This window comes from Bacteroidota bacterium (assembly GCA_018692315.1).
Taxonomy (GTDB): domain Bacteria; phylum Bacteroidota; class Bacteroidia; order Bacteroidales; family JABHKC01; genus JABHKC01.
Map to the genome: position 1 here is coordinate 16,944 of JABHKC010000228.1, position 19,069 is coordinate 36,012.

Annotated in this window: 14 protein-coding genes; 3 read left to right on the plus strand and 11 right to left on the minus strand. The window is 32.6% G+C overall.

Annotation, left to right across the window (positions count from 1 at the left end):
• Nucleotides 1-25: 25 nt before the first annotated feature.
• From HN894_16635 to HN894_16670, 8 genes are all read right to left on the minus strand, one after another.
• The gene (locus tag HN894_16635) at nt 26-682 is read right to left on the minus strand and encodes a CoA transferase subunit B (protein MBT7144951.1); all 657 of its coding nucleotides are present in this window, start codon (nt 680-682) and stop codon (nt 26-28) included.
• A 228-nt stretch (nt 683-910) separates the two neighbouring features.
• Entirely contained in the window at nt 911-1,603 is a 693-nt protein-coding gene (locus HN894_16640; GenBank protein MBT7144952.1) for a CoA transferase subunit A, read from the minus strand.
• 51 nt (nt 1,604-1,654) lie between these two features.
• Nucleotides 1,655-2,566, minus strand: a complete 912-nt coding sequence (locus HN894_16645; protein MBT7144953.1) for a hypothetical protein — start codon at nt 2,564-2,566, stop codon at nt 1,655-1,657.
• 44 nt (nt 2,567-2,610) lie between these two features.
• A complete protein-coding gene (locus HN894_16650) occupies nt 2,611-3,336 on the minus strand; it encodes a cytosolic protein (protein MBT7144954.1) in 726 nt (241 codons plus the stop codon).
• Nucleotides 3,337-3,350: 14 nt separating this feature from the next.
• The gene (locus HN894_16655) at nt 3,351-5,507 is read right to left on the minus strand and encodes an oxaloacetate decarboxylase (GenBank protein MBT7144955.1); all 2,157 of its coding nucleotides are present in this window, start codon (nt 5,505-5,507) and stop codon (nt 3,351-3,353) included.
• 28 nt (nt 5,508-5,535) lie between these two features.
• Complete coding sequence (locus HN894_16660; GenBank protein ID MBT7144956.1) at nt 5,536-6,324, minus strand: enoyl-CoA hydratase/isomerase family protein; 789 nt, start codon at nt 6,322-6,324, stop codon at nt 5,536-5,538.
• A 66-nt stretch (nt 6,325-6,390) separates the two neighbouring features.
• Nucleotides 6,391-6,942, minus strand: a complete 552-nt coding sequence (locus HN894_16665; protein ID MBT7144957.1) for a hypothetical protein — start codon at nt 6,940-6,942, stop codon at nt 6,391-6,393.
• Nucleotides 6,943-6,961: 19 nt separating this feature from the next.
• Complete coding sequence (locus tag HN894_16670) at nt 6,962-8,569, minus strand: methylcrotonoyl-CoA carboxylase (protein ID MBT7144958.1); 1,608 nt, start codon at nt 8,567-8,569, stop codon at nt 6,962-6,964.
• A gap of 531 nt (nt 8,570-9,100) precedes the next feature.
• Here HN894_16670 and HN894_16675 point away from each other — a divergent pair.
• Complete coding sequence (locus HN894_16675; GenBank protein ID MBT7144959.1) at nt 9,101-12,229, plus strand: ABC transporter permease; 3,129 nt, start codon at nt 9,101-9,103, stop codon at nt 12,227-12,229.
• A 67-nt stretch (nt 12,230-12,296) separates the two neighbouring features.
• On the opposite strand, the gene HN894_16680 is transcribed toward HN894_16675, so the two are convergent.
• Both HN894_16680 and HN894_16685 read right to left on the minus strand, forming a co-directional pair.
• Nucleotides 12,297-12,713 (minus strand): PIN domain-containing protein, encoded by a 417-nt coding sequence (locus HN894_16680; protein ID MBT7144960.1) that lies wholly within the window; start codon nt 12,711-12,713, stop codon nt 12,297-12,299.
• A complete protein-coding gene (locus tag HN894_16685) occupies nt 12,710-12,961 on the minus strand; it encodes a hypothetical protein (GenBank protein ID MBT7144961.1) in 252 nt (83 codons plus the stop codon). Before HN894_16685 ends, HN894_16680 begins: the two co-directional genes overlap by 4 nt.
• A gap of 41 nt (nt 12,962-13,002) precedes the next feature.
• Between HN894_16685 and HN894_16690 the strand changes: the two genes are divergently transcribed.
• Complete coding sequence (locus tag HN894_16690) at nt 13,003-13,170, plus strand: hypothetical protein (protein MBT7144962.1); 168 nt, start codon at nt 13,003-13,005, stop codon at nt 13,168-13,170.
• Between the two features lie 39 nt (nt 13,171-13,209).
• Here HN894_16690 and HN894_16695 read toward each other — a convergent pair whose 3' ends face one another.
• Nucleotides 13,210-13,815, minus strand: coding sequence for a hypothetical protein (locus HN894_16695; GenBank protein MBT7144963.1), 606 nt, complete (start codon nt 13,813-13,815; stop codon nt 13,210-13,212).
• A gap of 533 nt (nt 13,816-14,348) precedes the next feature.
• On the opposite strand from HN894_16695, the gene HN894_16700 reads away from it, so the two are divergent.
• Nucleotides 14,349-18,824 carry a PAS domain-containing protein gene (locus HN894_16700; GenBank protein ID MBT7144964.1) on the plus strand — a complete coding sequence of 1,492 codons (4,476 nt, stop codon included), beginning with the start codon at nt 14,349-14,351 and terminating at the stop codon, nt 18,822-18,824.
• The last annotated feature ends 245 nt before the right edge of the window (nt 18,825-19,069 follow it).

Sequence of the window (19,069 nt, forward strand, 5' to 3'; positions counted from 1 at the left end):
TTAGTTTATAATGTTGTAGTTTAATTTATATTTTCATTTCAGGAATTTCTCCTTCGACTATTAATTTCCCATCAGTTTTTTCAATAATTTCTTCAACAGAAACTCCGGGAGCTCTTTCAATTAATTTGAAACCTTCTGGTGTTACATCTAAGACTGCTATGTCTGTAACTATTTTTTTTACACAATTTACTCCTGTTAAAGGTAAAGTGCATTTTTTCAGTAGTTTCGAATTTCCTTTTCTATCGGTATGTGTTGTAGCTACAATAATATTTTTTGCAGAAGCCACTAAATCCATTGCACCTCCCATTCCTTTAATTAGTTTTCCAGGAATCTTCCAACTTGCAATGTCGCCATTTTCGGCAACTTCGAAAGCTCCGAGAACTGTAAGATCTATATGTCCGCCGCGAATCATTCCGAAACTTAGCGATGAGTCGAAAAACGACGCTCCGGGCATTGTCGTAACTGTTTGTTTACCTGCATTTATCAGGTCTGCATCTATTTCGTCTTTGCTTGGAAACGGACCAATTCCAAGCAATCCGTTTTCCGATTGCAATATTACTTCCATCCCCTCAGGAATAAAATTTGCAACTAAAGTTGGTATTCCTATTCCAAGATTTACGTAATATCCGTCTTCTAATTCCATTGCAATTCTTTTTGCAATTCCATTTTTATCTAAAGCCATATTTATATATTTTTTATTTAAATATTTTGTATTGATTATTTTTTCAAAACTAATTCGTAATTTACTTAGGATTTGTAAATGAATAAACTATCCATCTGTACTTGTTCTTTTGTTCATTTTCTTCGTTGTAAAAGTATTAAATAATCTGTGGCTATTTGCAACTTTAACGCCTTGAAAATAAACAAAATATCTTCGTACATTTTGAATACTTTATTCATTTATAAACCCTTAGTCTCTTGTAGTGGCAAATTCGATTCTTTTTTCATAATCAATGCCTTTAAAAATTCGTTGAACAAATACACCGGGGGTATGAATATAATTTGGATCCAATTCGCCGAAGGGTACTAATTCTTCTACTTCGGCAATTGTAATTTTCCCTGCCATAGCCATCATATTATTGAAATTGTTGGCTGTTGCCCTATAAATCAAATTTCCATGTGTATCTCCTTTCCAAGCCTTGACGATTGCAAAATCGGCTGTGAGTGCTGATTCTAATAGGTGCATTTTACCATTAAATTCTTTAACTTCTTTTCCTTCGGCTACTTCGGTTCCATAGCCTGCCGGAACATAAAATGCCGGAATTCCTACTCCTCCTGCTCGCACTCTTTCGGCCAGAGAACCTTGCGGTATGAGATCTACTTCTAATTCGCCGCTTAATAGCTGCCGCTCAAATTCTTTGTTTTCTCCTACATATGAAGCAATCATCTTTTTTATTTGATGCTTTCTCAATAATTTCCCTAAACCACAATCATCTATACCTGCATTATTTGATATACAGGTTAAACCTGAAACACCATTTCCTACAAGGGCATTTATTGAGTTTTCGGGAATACCACACAAACCAAAGCCGCCGAGCATAATTGTCATATTATCAACTATGCCTGAAATTGCCTGCTGTGCATTTTTTACTACTTTTTTCATATTCTATCATTTAATTTAAAAAGTGATTCTAATTTTTAATTTAATATTCTTTCATTTTAAATATCCTAACAAGTGTTTTGCTTGAAATGGACTCGCAATTGGTCGTCCGTTTTCTATTGCTCTATCTACACAAAAATTTACAAATTCTACATTTGAAATTTTCTCATCGCTATCGTGCAAACCTACTCTAACATGGAAGCCATTTCTTATCGCAATCTCGGCAGTATTTCTCCAATCAACACCATCGCAAACTATAATAACTTCCTTAACAGCTTCAGGCATAAGTTGTCTGTATTTTACGAAATTGTCATAATTTGCTTCAATTCCTTCACCTCCTGTAAAATGAAAAATAGCAACAAGCGGATCGGCAACAAAGGCTTTTGATAAGATCAATTGTAAATTGTAAACATTGTCGTGAGAATTTATCAATGGAAACAAGCGTACTCCACGTTTATAGGCTATGTTAAATCGTTCGATTTCTACTTCTATTGATCGTGAGTTTATTTTAGTTTCTTCAAATTGAACATCTCCTACAATTTCTAACATTGAGCCAAAATATGGATTAAACAATGATTTTTTGAATAATTCTAAAGAATCTTCAGCAAATTCTATGCACCAGTCAAAGCAAATATCCGGATTCGATTCACGAATTACTTTAGCTATTTCAGTAAAATTTTTTGTTGAATAGTCCATATAAACAGATTTGTGGGCAGGGTATTTCGAGATAGGATGAATATGAATTACTGAAGCTCCATACCGAATTAGCTTTTTCGACTCCATTATTAATTCTTCCCTGCTTGTCGGGACAAAGTTCCCTCTATTGTTTTTATCCCAACCATCGTTTCCTACTTGGGCTACCATAATAATGAGTGGTTTATTTTTGTTTTGTAAAACATTCTGTGCTTTTGTGGCAGGCAAATGAATCAGTGAAAACAATAGTACAATAAATAAAACCTTATACATAATCTATTTTAACATTATTTGATTTGAAAGATAGGCTAAACTGTCTATTTATCATCGTTTGGTATTGAAAATTGCCAGGCACAAAACCACTCTTTGGGGTGCTTATCGGGCGGACAGGCAATACATTCAGTAACTATTCTGCTATCAACTGCTTCTGCAAAAGTTCTATATTCTACCATTCCTCCCGATTTGCACGGATAATCGTCGAGATTTTTTCTTTTTCGTGCATTCTGAACACGACAATCGTTCATTTGAAAAACGAAACTGTTAGGGGTTTCGTTTACAAATGATTGCTTGTTTATAAAAGCATAAAGTCTATATTCTAAAGCTTTTTTAAGTCCGGCAAGTCCAGAATTTTCTCCCAGATTCAAAATGCGTTTTATCGACCATGCTTCGAATGGCGAGAATGCCGACCAGGCAGAATCGTTGCAGCGTTTTGCATCGAACATATCACGCGAAAATTCAACAGATTGAAACCAAACACCATCGTTTGCTAACCAATTTATTGCTAAATTTTCTTTTAGTTTTTCTTGCTTTTCAATTGGCAAATCAATCAGAGGTTTTGGTAAATCGTCTTCCATTTCAAAATCTAAGGTTTTCGCCAATCTTTTCATTTGAATATTAAAGCTTTTAGTATAAGATTCATTCAAAATTTCAAAGGCTTTTTCTCTACCAAACTGATGTTGCACTTCAGCAAACCAAATTGCATGATGCATCATTGTTCGATGAAAAAAATCGATTATCAATTTTGCATTTTCGTTTTTATTCATCCAATTTCGATTTTTTATTCTAATTCAACTAATACCTCACCGGCTTCAACCATTTCGCCAATTTCGAAAAATACTTTTTTAACTTTTCCGTCTTTAGGCGACTCTATGTTATTTTCCATTTTCATAGATTCAAGAATCATTACAACATCGCCGGCTTTAACTTCATTGCCTTCTTCTGCAAGAATTTTAAAAACTTTTCCTGGCATAGGAGTAGAAATATTATTATCAGCACTTTCCGATGAATCTTTTTTCTGAGTAATTTTTATTTCTGTGTTTAGAATATCTTTTCGTTTTACATAATAAGTGTTATCGTTGATTATTACAGTTGGTTCGCCACTTTCGTCTATTGAAATTGTAGCGATAAATGATTCATTATCAACAATAAATTCAACTTCATTTCCATCGAAATTTTCTAAGGAACTTTTATAAGTTTTATCCAAATATTGAACTTCAAATAAGTTGTCCTTAATTTTAAGAATCTTTAGATTTATATTTTTATTATTGATAAGCATATTAATGTTCATCAAATCTCGCCAATAACCAATAGAATTCCACACACTTTCAGGATTTACGGAAAACTGCTCTTTCGCCAGATTTTTAGATGTAAATAAGAAAAAAGCAATGAGTGGTACATGTTCTGCAACTTTTGCCTGATTGTTTGCTTTTGGTTTCGATTGAGCTGATGAACCTACAGCAGTTGTATTTGCTTTTGCATTTTTCATTTTTTCAACTTCTTTCTCGAAATTTTTCTTTGCTGCTCCCGATTTATAGTCTCTATATTGGTTTTCGTGCATTGCAAATTCGAATAATTCTTCATCGTCTTCGCCCGTGTCCCAATTGTTGTCGTGCATTTCTTTTCTAAACTTGTCAAGTTGGTTAGGGTAAGCATCTTGCGGAACACCGGTATAAAATTCTTTGTTTTGTTTTTTTGCTAATTCTATGATTTCCGGAGCTAGAGGTCCAGGCAATTTTCCTGATTTCCCAAGAATCATACTCCACGAATTTTCGTCAATCATGGAATATCGCTCTTTTCCTTGAACCATAAGCATTACATTCATTAAGGCAATATTTTTTACATACTGACTGAATGGAGTAACAAGTGGGGGATAGCCCAATTTTGGCCAAATATATGCAACCTCGTCGAACAGACGGACTAACAAATCGTCCTGACTGAGTTCTGCTTCGCCTTTCGATTTTAATGTAAGGTTTATTCCATCGTGAACTCCTTTAAGGTCAGCCATTAAACTTCCCATCATTCCGCCAGGCAAACCAGATGAAACCATCAAAGACGACATGTAGCGATTTTGTTGATTAATAAACAATCCAAGAAAATCGTCCATAAAACTTTGAGTTAAAGCACGTGCTTCCATGTAGGCATTCATATTTATTTCTGGGACATCAAATCCTGCATCTTTCAGCATTGCTTGAATAGTAATAACATCAGGATGAACCATTCCCCACGAAAGTGGTTCCATTGCCACATCAACATAATCTACTCCGGCTTTTGCAACTTCAAGCATCGATGCTATTGAAAATCCGGGACCTGTGTGCCCATGATATTGAATAATTATGTTTGGATATTTGTCTTTAATAGCTTTTGTAAGCCGACCTAACATAACCGGACGACCTATTCCTGCCATATCTTTCAAACAAATTTCGTCGGCTCCATATTCAACAACTTTATCGACTAATTCCATGTAATACTCTACCGTATGAATTTCAGAGTATGTGATACAAAGTGTTGCCTGAGAAATCATTCCGGCTTCTTTGGCATATTTTATTGAAAGTTCCAGATTCCTGTGATCGTTTAGTCCGCAGAACGAGCGAGCAATATTTGTTCCTTGAGCATTTTTTACTTTATACATTAATTGCCTTACATCGGCAGGTACAGGAAACATTCTGATTCCGTTCAGTGCTCTTTCGAGCATATGTGTTTTAATTCCAACCTCGTTGAAAGGTCTTGTCCACTCTCTCACTGCGGTATTTGGATTTTCTCCATATAACAGATTTACTTGTTCGAATGCACCTCCATTTGTTTCGACACGATCAAAGCATCCCATATCGATTATTACCGGAGCTATTTTTTTCAATTGATCAATTCTTGGCACATATTTCCCCGACGATTGCCACATATCTCTGTAAACAAGGCTAAATTTTATTTGCTTTTTCATATTATTTTGTAATTTTATTTTGATTTAATTATTTTACCCAATTTGGCTTTCTTTTTTCAAGAAATGATGACATCCCTTCTTGTCCCTCTTTTGAGGCTCTCAAATCTGCAATCAATCTTGCACTATAATCTATGGAATCGTCAAAAGATAATATATTAGAAATATCATAAATAAGTTCTTTACAAGAAGCCATTGCTTCAGGCCCGCTTGTAAACAAAAGTTTGATAGTTTTGTTTACTTCTTCTTCTAATTCGTCAACTGACAAAGATTTGTTCACTAATCTATTTTTTTCTGCTTCTTTCCCAAGAAAAACTTTCCCTGTGAGCATAAGTTCACGTGATCCATATTCTCCAATTCTTTTATATATGTATGGCGAAATTGTTGCCGGAGCGATACCGAGTTTTACTTCGCTAAATGCAAATTTGGTTTCATTGTTACAGAAAGTAAAATCGCAAGCGGCAAGTAGCCCGTTTGCACCTCCAATTGCTGCACCTTGCACTACTGCAATAGTTGGTTTTTTACATGTATAAATAATATTAAAACATTTAGCTAAATGCAATCCGTCCTGATAGTTTTCTTCGTAGCCGAATTCTGCTATTCCTTTCATATAGTTCAAATCGGCTCCGGCACAAAATGATTTTCCTTTTCCACGTAGAACAACCACTCTTACATCTTCCATATTGTTTACTTTCTGATAGCAGTCGATAATTTCAGAAATCATTTCTGCATTCATTGCATTTCTTTTTTCGGGACGGTTGAGCCAAATAGTTCCGATATTTTCATTTAATTGAAATTCAATATTTTCGTAATTATTCATTTTCGATGGTTTAATTAGTTTTAGTAATATTTCAACAATTTCATTGGCATGAGAAAAGTATAAATTTTAGTCTATTTTGAACACTCCTAATTTATACAATTCATAAATAATTTTTGCTTCATGCAATGCGTCATCTAATGCTCTGTGGGCTTCTACGTAAGGCTCTCCAATTAGAAATTTCCAGGCTTCTTCTACAGAGGGCCATTTTGCACCATATTTCCCAGGTAGGTTTAAAATTGGGGTTGCAACAATCATTGGGCAAGGCAGCTCTTTAACTGTGATGCCACGAGAATTTAAAAAACCGAAATCGAATTTTTTATTATATGCTGTAACTCCCAATTCAAATTCTTGCAAAATGGTTTTGATTTTTTCCTTTTCGGATTCAAAAGTGGGAGCACTTAACAGCTCCTGATAATTCAAATCTGAATTTTTGAAAATCCAACCAAATGGATATCGAGTATGTCTATCATCTAATCCTTTTTCGCATATTAAAGAGTTATATTTTTCCTCTGCTTTTCCTGATTCTAAATCTAAACTTACAATTCCAATTTCAACGATTAAACCTCCTTGATTTAAAAATCCGGTGGTTTCAATATCAATTATCCCTATTTCTTTCATCTAATTGCAAAATTCAAATTTACATTCTAAAAACGCCATTTTTCTGGTCGGGATACTTTTTGTTTAGCGACAAAGCAATTCCCATTGCCAGAACTTTTCTTGTATCAAGCGGGTCAAGAATTCCATCGTCCCACAAGCGCGATGTGCTGTAATATGCCGAGCCTTCTTTATCGTATTTGGCAATTATGCTATTTCGCAGATTATCAATTTCTTCTTGTGGCATTTCTTTTCCTTTTAGTTTGTACTGGTCTTGTTTTACAGTAATCAGTACATTGGCAGCCTGAGCTCCTCCCATTACAGATATTTTTGCATTTGGCCACATGAAAAGTAAACGAGGATCGTAAGCTCTACCAGCCATACCATAATTTCCTGCACCGAAAGAACCTCCGAACAAAACAGTGAATTTTGGTACATTGGCATTTGCTACAGCATGTACTAATTTTGCCCCATCTTTTGCAATTCCTCTTCTTTCAAAATCTTTTCCAACAATAAATCCGGTAATATTTTGCAGAAATACAAGTGGAATTTTTCTTGATGTACATATTTCAATAAAATGAGCGCCTTTTAGTGCTGATTCGGGAAACAAAACACCATTGTTTGCAATTATTCCAACAGGATAGCCCATAATTCTTGCAAATCCTGTAACTATGGTAGGTGCATATTTTTCTTTAAATTCATGAAAAAGGCTACCGTCAACAATCCGCATTATTATTTCCTTCGAATCGACTGCTTTTTTAAAATCGACCGGTGCAATTCCATAAAGTTCTTCGGGATCGTAAAGTGGTGGTACTGAAGGATAAATATCGAATGGCTGCTTTTCTCGACTTTCAATATTTTCGAAAATGTTTCTGCAAATTTGTAGGGCGTGAGTGTCGTTTTCAGCAAAATGGTCGGCTACACCCGAAATAGATGTATGAACCTCAGCACCTCCAAGTTCTTCGGCAGTAACTTCCTCGCCGGTTGCAGCTTTTACTAATGGAGGCCCTCCAAGAAAAATTGTTCCTTGTTGTTTTACAATAATTGTTTCGTCGCTCATAGCTGGAACGTATGCTCCGCCAGCTGTACATGAACCGAGAACTACAGCAATTTGTGGAATTCCTTCTGCCGAAAGGCGAGCTTGATTATAGAAAAATCTGCCGAAATGGTTTTTATCAGGAAAAACTAAATCTTGTTCGGGCAGAAAGGCTCCTCCAGAATCTACAAGATAAACGCAAGGCAAGTTATTTTCCATTGCAATTTCTTGAGCCCGCAAGTGTTTTCTAATGGTATATTGCATATATGTTCCACCTTTTACGGTGGCATCGTTAGCAATAATTACTGTTTCTTTTCCATGAATTACGCCAATGCCGGTTACGATTCCTGCCGAAGGAAAACCGTTGTCATATTGTCCGTATGAAGCTAATGCAGATAATTCTAAGAATGGGGTGTTTGCATCAATTAGTAGATCAATTCTTTCTCTGGCCAAAAGTTTTCCACGCTCTTTGTGCTTTTTTACAAATTTTTCAGGTCCACCTTTTTTAACGTCAGACAAAATTTCTTTATACTTGCTTAACAATTCTAAAAATTTGTCTCTGTTTTTGGTAAACTCAACCGATTTGGTATTGATTTTTGATTCTAATCTATACATAATTTTGCTTTATTTATTTTTATATGAATATTAATAAATTAAAATTTCATTACAAACTTTCCATTCAAAACAATGAAAATCAAGAACGATTATAAACCCTCCAAATATATAAAAATATATATTCTTAATACTTGAAAAATGTCAATATTAGCTTTTGTCGAAAGTCTTAAAAGTCAGTCATTTATTTTTTGATAAATGATTTTTGATTTCTCATATTGTAAAATCTTGTTCAAATTTTAGATTTTAGTATTGAAAAATGCTTAATCAATAATATTAGATTTTATAAATTTCTATTTTTTTCTACTTTTGAGTTTTGATTTTGAAGAGGAATATTAATGAAAATATAGATATTTAGATCGTTTGAGAAATTGAATATTGTGAAACTATCTACACATCTATTCATGGAAAGAAAATAATTTTGATATTCAAATAGTAAGTTTAAGTAAAAGTTTAAATGTTTCTTTATAATTGATTAATAACTAATAAAATAATGAGTTTAGTTTTTCGGTTTCAAAATAATATATTCTTATTATGAACGAATCTATAATAAATTCTCTAATTCATCTTTTTGCTATAATTACTTACGTTGATATAGAAGATTTTTCGTCGAATTCTCGAGATATTGTAAAATCGTATTTAAACAAACATCTGAGCAAAACACTTGCAGATGAGTATATTGTATTATTCGACAATTATTTTGACTTTCATCATAAAGATATTTTTATTTCGAAGAACGAATTGCAGCAAGACAAATATCTTTATTTAGAAAATGTATGTAAGCAAATAAACATGGAGCTAAATCGTAAAGAGCGAATGTACGTTTTTCTCCAACTGTGCGAGTTTGTGAACGAAGATTTTGTGAGTTCAGAAAAGGATACCAAAATTCTGATTACAGTTGCTAAAAATTTCAATCTGACAGACGAAGAGTATAATGATATTACAAATTTTATTTTCGATAAGGAAGCTAAAAGCCTAAATCCTGAAAAGACTCTAATAATCGAAAATAGAAAATCTAGCGAAGATTCAGAAGGGGCATGGTTCGGTTGGAATAAGCCAAACGAAACGGTTAAATCAAAAAATATTTTCAACAAAAATATTAAAGGGAAAATTGTTGTTTTACATATCAACAGCATAAATATGTATATTTTTAGGTATTTCGGAAACGAAAGCCTTAATATAGATGGAATTGCAATTATTGAAAATGTTTTTTTTGTTTTGAATCCAAATTCTGCTATTAGCGGCAAATTATTGGAACCGATTTATTATTCTGAAATTAACAGCAATTTTTCTCGTTTTGATGAAAAGCATAAAGTTGTTTTTCATGCAAAAAAAATTAAATATAGATCGCTCCAATCGGCGAATGATGTTGCAGCAAACAATATCTGTGGGCAGTCGGGGCACTTTGTAGGCATTTTCAGTACTGATGATAGCTCAAATGGTAAACTTCTTGATATTATATCCGGACAAGTAAAAGCAGATTCGTCCGATATATTGATTAATAATATTGATTTTCTTAAAAACAGACAAAAATTTGATGGAATTGTTGGGTATATTCAGAAAGATAGTATTCTTATCAATAATTTGAGTGTCTATCAGAATTTACATTACAATGCAAAACTTTATTTTAATGACTATTCAGATTCCCAAATAAAAGAGCTTGTAGAAAAAATCATTGCTAAAAATAACTTACAAGATGTTAGGAATACTATTATTCAAAGCCAGGATTCTGAGCAAATCAGCAAAATTCAAATAAAGAAAATAAACATTGCAATCGAACTGTTGAGGAAAGCAACTATACTGTTTTTTGAAAATCCTACTTGTGGCCTATCATCAGCGGATTCGGATCAAATAATGCATAGTTTGAAAGAGCAGGCAAATAAAAATACATTGATTTTTGCGTCGGTGGAAAGGTGCTCGTCCGATGTTTTCAAATTGTTCGATAAAATTTGCATATTAGATCAAGGTTATCAGATATTTTACGGCACACCATCAGAGGCAATCATTTATTTCAAGAAGGCACATACTCACTTGAAAATTACTGAAAGTATTTGCCCTTTTTGTGGGAATATTAATCACAATCAAATTCTTCAAATTATTGAAGCTAAAATAGTTGATGAGTTTGGAAGATATACTAACCAAAGAAAAATTACAGCAAAAGAATGGCATCAGGCTTACGAAGAAAAGACCAGAGAAACCAAAAGCCTGAATGTTACGAATGGTTGTAATGACAAGGATTTGGTATTTCCGATTAGGTTTTTTAATACTGTAAATTCATTCAAACAATTTAGCATATTTTTGAAAAGCAAACTACAAGTATTATTCGCTAACAAAAAATATTTGTTTTTTACATTACTACTATCCCCACTTTTTACATTATTTTTCGCATTTCTGTCAAAATCGTATGTAGGAGAAAAGTATATCTTAGTCGATAATGCAAGTCTTCCTAATTATTTGCTATTCAGCGTTTTTGTTGCTTTGTTTTTAGGCTTCTCCATTAGTATTAATGAAATTGTTAAAGATAAATATCTATTGAAGCATTTCGATTTTATCAATCTAAATAAGTTCAGTTATTACAACTCAAAAATTTTTGTTTTGATACTAATTTCTGCTATTCAGATTCTAATTTATGTATTGTTCGGAAACTTTATTCTTGGAATTGAAGGGATGACTTTGAAGTACTTTATTATTTTGTTTGCTATATCAGTTTTTGCTGTGATGCTTGGACTTTTATTTTCTCAAATATTTTCATCGAAAAGCGTTTTATTTGTAATTATTCCGGTTTTTTTGGTGTTTCAATATCTTTTTAGTGGTGTTCCCATAAAATTCGATAATTTCCCTAAATCTCTAAAACATGAAGAATATGTACCATTGATAGCAGATTTTTCTGTTGCGAGATGGGGATTTGAAGCCTTGGCTGTTGAACAATTTTCTTGGAATAATTATGAGAAGCATTTTTTTGCTGTTGAAAAAGAGATTATTAGTGCCAATAATAAATATAAACTCCTTATTCCTAAACTAATTTCATTGTTGGAAGATTGCGAGAAGTATTTTAGGCCGCAATATGATGTGAAAAAGATTGAGAATAATTTGAATATTCTCCAAAATGAAATTCCATTGCTTTGGACTGATGAAAATAGAAAACCATTTGAATATATTAATCAGCTGAATCTCAAGGATTTTAGCCCGGAAGTGTCAAATTCGTGCAACAATTATCTGGAGTTTTTGAAATGGCAAAATAAAAGTTTGAAAAAAGCAAAAACGAAAGAATATAACGAAATAAGCTCAAGTCTGATTAACTCCATAGGGATGTACGAAGTAAATAGGTTAAAATCAAGAAATTACAATCAGGAGCTTGCAAAAATTGTAAGCAATGAGGAAGCAACAGTTTCGATGATAAATAGCAAAAATCGACTTATTTTAAAAAAGGATCCAATATATTTTGATGCAAGGTCGAAATTTGGAAGGACACATTTCTTTTCACCAAACAAAAAAATCTTAGAAAATTATTACAATACATTTCTATTTAATATTTTAATCATTTGTCTTTTTTCATTTCTGGTATATTTGATTTTGCTTTCTGAAATTGTTCCGAAAACAATTGAGAGGATTTCGAGATTTTATTATTTAGGGAGAGGCTTAGGTTTATCCAATTTTTCATAATGAATATTGAGCACGACTCAGTAGTTTTATGCTGTTTTTATGTTCTTTGATGTTTGGCTATTTGACCTTATATAAATGTTTCTATAAACTGTCTCGCCGTCATTACAGGCAATTTCGATGCTTTAAAGTCTTTAAGGTTTCTTGTTATTATAATGTCTTGCTTATTTTCTATTGCAGTAAAATATTGAAGTCCATCCTCAAAGTCTGTGAATGAATTGTCATTTAGGGCTACTCCTATAATCTTGTCATCAAGAGGTAAAATATTGACTATTAGCCTAAGCTTCCTCAATATTTCTTTTGTTTTTTCTGAATTAGTTTGACGCAACAATATGTAACTTGTATTAGCGATAGTTAGTGACGAAATATTAAGTTCGATAATTTTTTGGTCTGCCAATGAAAAAAGGTCTGCTGATTCCTCATAAAACAGGTCTCGTCTTGATAATAAGTATATGACGATATTTGTGTCAATAAAAAGTTTTTTCATTTGTATTTCTCAATTAAATAGTCGGAATACTCTTTTTTGTAGTCAAAGTCAGGCGATAGTTTAATAACACCACTCAAACTTTCAACAAGAGGTGTAATTGGATTTTTTTTATCGCTTTCTTTTTCTCTTGTCAAACTGTCCAAATAAGATTCAATCATTTTTGATAAACTAATTCTTTGACTTTTAGCATAGATTTTTGCTCTTTCAATTACGCTGTCATTTAGTCTTAATGTCAATTTTGTTTCCATGTCAATAATATTTACGTGCAAATATACAAATAATATACGTCATGACAAAAGATGCAGATGATTTTTCGATTTTTTTGGTTTATTGTCAAAGTTCCTCTGCTATGAATGAAGCGGATTTCCTTGTTTTTAGTCTTGTTGTAATAATAATTCCAATTTCTTTTATCGTTAAATCTTCCGATTTTTCATTAGGACAGAGACTGGCTCAGTAGTTTCTCGATGCTTTCATATTTTTAAGGAGTTGTGACAAGCTATTTTATTTTGTCTTTAATTCTTTCAAATAAATCCTCATATAATTTCAATTCTAATGTGCCTACTCCAGAATGCATTACATCATTCTCCTCAATTACTCTTTTTATTTTTCCTTTTAATAGTAAGTCAAATTGTTTTTTAGACCTATCAATCAATTCCTCTCTGTTTTTCATTGGTTTTCTGGTTTGAGGCAATTGACTTTCTTTTATTGGAATTGGATATCTGCCAGCCCATACGGCACATTTTTCCAATATCCTCAAATAGAATTTCTCATCATCTGATAATGTAATTTTTGCTTTACTTGCCAATAAGAGCAAATTATGGCTTTTAATCTCTGATAAAGGAACTTCTTTAATGATCATACTATTTTTTAAATCACATATTATTTTTGCTTTGAATAAATTTTCAAAAGAGTAGCCCCACAACATCCTTTCAATTCTAAATGTCCAGAATGTTGGATATTTATTATTAAAATTCCACGAATAATCATTGATTACTTTAGCTGAATACATCAGGTTCACAGCTTCATGAATCCATACTTCATGCTTTTCAGTACAGAATTCATTCTCAAATTGCCATCTATCAGACTTACTTTCGTATTCCATCTTTTTCTTTAATTAGCCAAAACATTAGTATATCCAGAAAATTCTGTTTATTACTTTTAAATTCTTAAATATCAATATCATCGAAAGGATTAAGAATTTAATTGAACTTTGTGCTTGATACAGGTGTATATATTTCTTTTGTTTTGCACAATTCATAGCAAAATTTTGATCGACTTCGTAATAAATTAATATAGGCTTAAAAATACTTTTGCGAAAATAAAATAATTCAGTTAGTTGGCAAACTATTTTTGCCTTAAATTATTTCTTTAATAAGCAAATTCTGTATTTTTCTTATATTTGGAGATAAACAGATTTTCATTAATAGCCAAAATTAATTAATTTTGAGCTATGATGAGAAAAATTATAAACGTAGAAACAGGGGAGCTTAAAATTGGAGGAGTTAGCCAAATACTTGTATCTAAATCTATTGATAAAATGCAGTAACTTCTTCAACAAAAAGCTACTGTTGTATCAGACATTCGTTTTTGTCTTGTAGGATCATGTAATGTATTGAAAAAAAAATATTTATAATTATGAATTACAAATTTGATGAAATATTCGACATTGAAGAATTGAGAAATATTTGCGAAAGTTTCACTGAATTAACAGGAACTACTACTTCTATACTCGATTTAGATAACAATGTGCTTATTGCAACGGGCTGGCAACCAATATGCACTCAGTTTCACAGGATAAATAATCATTCAAGTAAACGTTGTACTGAAAGCAATGCCGAACTTACCAAGCAATTAAAAGAAGGTAAGAAGTATAGTTTGTATAAATGTAAAAACGGGTTGATGGATGTTGCCATGACAATTATGGTAAGGAACACGCATGTTGGCAATTTCTTAACCGGTCAATTTCTAACTGAGAAGCCAGATGTTGATTTTTTCAGAAAACAGGCTGAAAACTTTGGTTTCAACGAACATAAATATCTGGCTGCACTTGAAAATGTTCCTGTTTACAATGAAGAAAAAATAAAAAAAACCATTCAGTTTCTGGTTGCACTTACTGAAACCATTGGAAACATTGGTGCCAGGAATTTAGAAAATATTGAAATTAACAAGCAGCTTGAAACTGATAAGAAAAATATAAGCGAAGCCAATAAGGAATTGCAAATAGCTCAAAAAACACTAAAAGAAAACGAAGAGAAGTTCCGCAATATCACTGAACAAGTTACAGAAATGATCTTCCTGACCGACGACAAAAGCACGATAAAATACATTTCCCCTTCTTCAAATTCTATTTTTGGTTATACTCCCCAGGAAATGGAAGGCAAGTTATTTATGAAATTCTTAAAGAAAACAGAAATTCCAAAAGCGATGAAGGAATTCATAAAAACTTTTATGAAAGGGACTCCTACTATAAATCTTGAATTATTAATGAAACATAAAAATGGAAACTATTTTGTAGGAGAACTTACAGTCAGGAAGTATAATTCGGATAAACTCAAAGGAACAATAGGGCTTATTCGTAACATAAGCGAAAAAAAGAAAACTGAAGAGGAATTGCTTTTCAAAGAGAGGGAATTTAGGACTCTCACAGAAAATATGCCTGGAATTATTTTTAGGGTATTTTGTAAAGAAGACAACAAAATGGTTTTCTATAATGATATGCTACTGGAATTCACAGGATATAAGTCTGAAGAGTTGATGAGAGGAAATGTATGTTCACTATTTCCTAGAATCCATCCAGAAGATCAAGCTTACATTGAAAAAGATGTAGCTAAGGCAATAAGCAAAAAAGCATCATTCAATCTTGAATATAGGTTCAAGCATAAAAACGGTGAAATTCGTCATTTTTCTGAAATTGGAAACCCAATTTTCGATACGGACGATACGCTGCTGTATCTCGAGGGAATGATCTTTGACATAACTGAAAGGAAGAAAGCAGAGGAAGCTCATAGAAATGAGAAGAGATTTATAGAGAAGGCTATTGATAGTTTACCAGGGATTTTCTACCTCTTTAATTCTAAAGGGAAATTTCTACGATGGAATCAAAACTTCGAAATAATCTCTGAATATTCTGCAGAAGAGATAGTCAAGATGCATCCACTTGACTTTTTCTCAACCGAAGATAAGGAACTTGTTTCGGAAAGGATCAAGGAAACTTTTGAAAAAGGGGAATCATCTGTAGAAGCTCACTGGCTTTCGAAGAATGGTAATAAAATTCTTTACTATTTAACTGGCACGCTGATAGAGTTTGATGGGATGTATTGTCTGGTGGGAATGGGTATTGATATCAGCGAGCGTAATCAAGCCGAGGAGAAAATAAAGGACAAAAATGAGCAATTCGAAACTATCATCAAAGGAGCTAATCTTGGTTGGTGGGATTGGAATATTCCTTCGGGAGATAAAATTTATAATGATATACTTGTCGAAAATCTCGGATATAAATTAAGTGAAATAAAACCCCACATAAAATGGTGGGAAGATAAAATACATCCCGATGATGCAGAACAAGTTTCTATTGATTTACAAGAACACTTTAAAGGTAAGACCGAATTTTATGAGAATAAACACCGTCTAAGAACCAAAACCGGACAATGGAAATGGTTTCTTGATTACGGAAAAGTTGTAGAAAGAGATAGTAAAGGCAATTCAATTAGAATGATAGGTACGCTCAGGGATATTGATTTTGAAGAAAGAGCCAAAGAAAAAATAAATACCAGTTTGCAACAAATTAAAGTAATTAATGCAAACACTCCGAATATAATTTGGAAATCGGATATAGATAAAGATGGGAATTTTAAAGATACGTATATTTCAGAGGCCGTGGATCAATTTCTTGCATTACCAAAAGGAAGTGTTGGTAATTCCTGGGGTAAGTATTATTCTTACATTTTACCTAAATATTTACCTTTAATAAATGACATATTTAAATATGGTATCGAGAATCCCAACAAGTCGATTTCGTTCGATTATGAAGTAAAAAAAGCAGATGGTAAACTGGCATTTTTCTCATCAACAGGCAGGGCAGTTTTTGAAAATAAGAAATTAACTGTTTACGGATCTACTATTGATATTACGGAGAAGAAACAAAATGAACTCGAATTATTAAAAGCCAAAGAAAAAGCCGAAGAAAGCGAAGAACAATTAAAACGAATTGCTAATAATTTTGTTGACGGTATGATATATCAGGTAGCAATGCTTGATGAAAATAAACGGAAATTTAATTATGTAAGTGATGCTGTAAGCAAACTATATGGCTGCACTGCTGAGCAAGCACAAGAAAATCCTGATTTGATTTATGGAAAATTGCATCCGGAAGATGTAGCTGATCTTATTAAGGCTGAAAAAGATGCATTAAAAAATATGTCCATTTTCAAAACAACATGCCGAATTATAAATCCTGATGGGAGTATTAGATGGTCTTACCTTGTATCTCAACCTAGAATTATTGATGGCATTATTTGTTGGGATGGAATAGAAGTGGATATCACAAAGCAAAAGCAGGCGGAGAATGAATTGAAGGAAGCTAAAGAAAAGACAGAAAAAAATGAACAAAAACTAAAGGACGCACAATCAGTAGCAAAAGTAGGAAGCTGGGAAACCAATTTACTTACTATGGAAGTAGAATGGTCTGACGAAACTTACAAAATTTTTGAACTAGACAAAGATCAATTCCAAGACACCCATGTTTCGTTTTTAGACTATGTGCACCCCAATGATATTGAAAGAATAGAAGAGGTGTTTGTAAAATCTTTTTCGTCAAAAGATTACAACAGTGTGCAGCATCGCATTATTACCCCATCGGGTAGATTTAAACATGTGGAAGAGCGTTGGATTACCATACACGATAGCAATAATAAACCTTTAACTTCATTTGGCACTTGTCGTGATATTACAAAACAAAAGCAGATTGAAAATGAATTGAATGAAGCCAAAGAAAAAGCAGAAGAAAGTGATCGTCTAAAATCAGCATTCCTGGCTAATATGAGCCACGAGATACGTACACCTATGAATGGTATTCTGGGCTTTACAGATTTATTAAAAGAACCTGATTTAAGTGGCGAAGAACGGGATAAGTTTTTAGAAATAATAGGGAAAAGTGGGAATCGTATGCTGAATACGGTTAATGACATCATTGACATTTCAAAAATTGATGCCGGCCAGGTAGAAATATCAAATACCGATCTTAACATTAATGAAGAAATAGAAAACCAATTTGAATTTTTTGATAAGGAGGCTACTGCCAAAGGAATAGAATTAAGGCTTATAAATAAGCTGCCACGGCAGAGCATTATTATTTCAGATAAAGTGAAAATAAACTCAATTATTTCTAATCTGATTAAAAATGCTATTAAGTACACTGATAAGGGGAGTATAGAAATTCTATGCAATAAAAAAGGATTGAAACTTGAATTTAAAATCACAGATACCGGAATAGGAATCCCCGAAGATCGAATTAATTCCATTTTTAATCGTTTTGAACAGGCAGATATTGATGACACAAGAGCTTTTGAAGGTTCGGGTCTTGGACTTGCTATTTCAAAAGCCTATATTGAGATATTGGGTGGTAAGATTGGTGTTGAATCAAAACATGGAAAAGGCTCAACATTCTATTTTACTCTACCCTGGATCGAAAAACAAGTAAAGCCCGAACTCATAAAGGAGAATGAAGTATTAAACAAAGCTGGTGATAATCAAATTAACATCTTAATAGCCGAAGATGACGATATTAGTTTTAAACATCTCGAAATTATCCTTAATAATATTGCAAAAAGCATAACAAGAACAGTAAGTGGAAAAGAAGCCATTGAGTATATGAAGAACAATAAAAATATTGATTTGGTGCTTATGGATGTTAAAATGCCGGTAATGGATGGTTATGAGGCTACGAAAGAAATCCGTAAATTCAATAAAGATATAATTATTATTGCACAAACAGCTTACGCACTTTTTGGCGACAATGAAAAAGCAATCGCAGCTGGTTGCAATGATTATATTTCTAAACCGATAAACAGGAAACTACTGCTTGAATTGATAAATAGACATCAGAAAAAATAAAAATACATTTAGCAATGAATATAGTGCATACCGCAATTGGTTATATATATTTTATAATCAAACTCTATATATCTCCAAATATAAGAAATACGGAACAATCATAAACTTAACCCAAGTTGAGAACAATATTTTATATCTGCCTACATATGAGCATATTACGTTCATAGGATTCGTTTTTCGGGTACTACGGATTTTGTAATTTCAATATTTTCAACGAACTAAATTTCAAGTTGCAAAGTTAACAA

Bases quoted from the DNA above. Each gene is read 5' to 3' on its own strand.
- HN894_16635 (MBT7144951.1), bottom strand. From the start codon at position 682: ATGGCTTTAGATAAAAATGGAATTGCAAAAAGAATTGCAATGGAATTA.
- HN894_16640 (MBT7144952.1), bottom strand. From the start codon at position 1,603: ATGAAAAAAGTAGTAAAAAATGCACAGCAGGCAATTTCAGGCATAGTT.
- HN894_16645 (MBT7144953.1), bottom strand. From the start codon at position 2,566: ATGTATAAGGTTTTATTTATTGTACTATTGTTTTCACTGATTCATTTG.
- HN894_16650 (MBT7144954.1), bottom strand. From the start codon at position 3,336: ATGAATAAAAACGAAAATGCAAAATTGATAATCGATTTTTTTCATCGA.
- HN894_16655 (MBT7144955.1), bottom strand. From the start codon at position 5,507: ATGAAAAAGCAAATAAAATTTAGCCTTGTTTACAGAGATATGTGGCAA.
- HN894_16660 (MBT7144956.1), bottom strand. From the start codon at position 6,324: ATGAATAATTACGAAAATATTGAATTTCAATTAAATGAAAATATCGGA.
- HN894_16665 (MBT7144957.1), bottom strand. From the start codon at position 6,942: ATGAAAGAAATAGGGATAATTGATATTGAAACCACCGGATTTTTAAAT.
- HN894_16670 (MBT7144958.1), bottom strand. From the start codon at position 8,569: ATGTATAGATTAGAATCAAAAATCAATACCAAATCGGTTGAGTTTACC.
- HN894_16675 (MBT7144959.1), top strand. From the start codon at position 9,101: ATGAACGAATCTATAATAAATTCTCTAATTCATCTTTTTGCTATAATT.
- HN894_16680 (MBT7144960.1), bottom strand. From the start codon at position 12,713: ATGAAAAAACTTTTTATTGACACAAATATCGTCATATACTTATTATCA.
- HN894_16685 (MBT7144961.1), bottom strand. From the start codon at position 12,961: ATGGAAACAAAATTGACATTAAGACTAAATGACAGCGTAATTGAAAGA.
- HN894_16690 (MBT7144962.1), top strand. From the start codon at position 13,003: ATGACAAAAGATGCAGATGATTTTTCGATTTTTTTGGTTTATTGTCAA.
- HN894_16695 (MBT7144963.1), bottom strand. From the start codon at position 13,815: ATGGAATACGAAAGTAAGTCTGATAGATGGCAATTTGAGAATGAATTC.
- HN894_16700 (MBT7144964.1), top strand. From the start codon at position 14,349: ATGAATTACAAATTTGATGAAATATTCGACATTGAAGAATTGAGAAAT.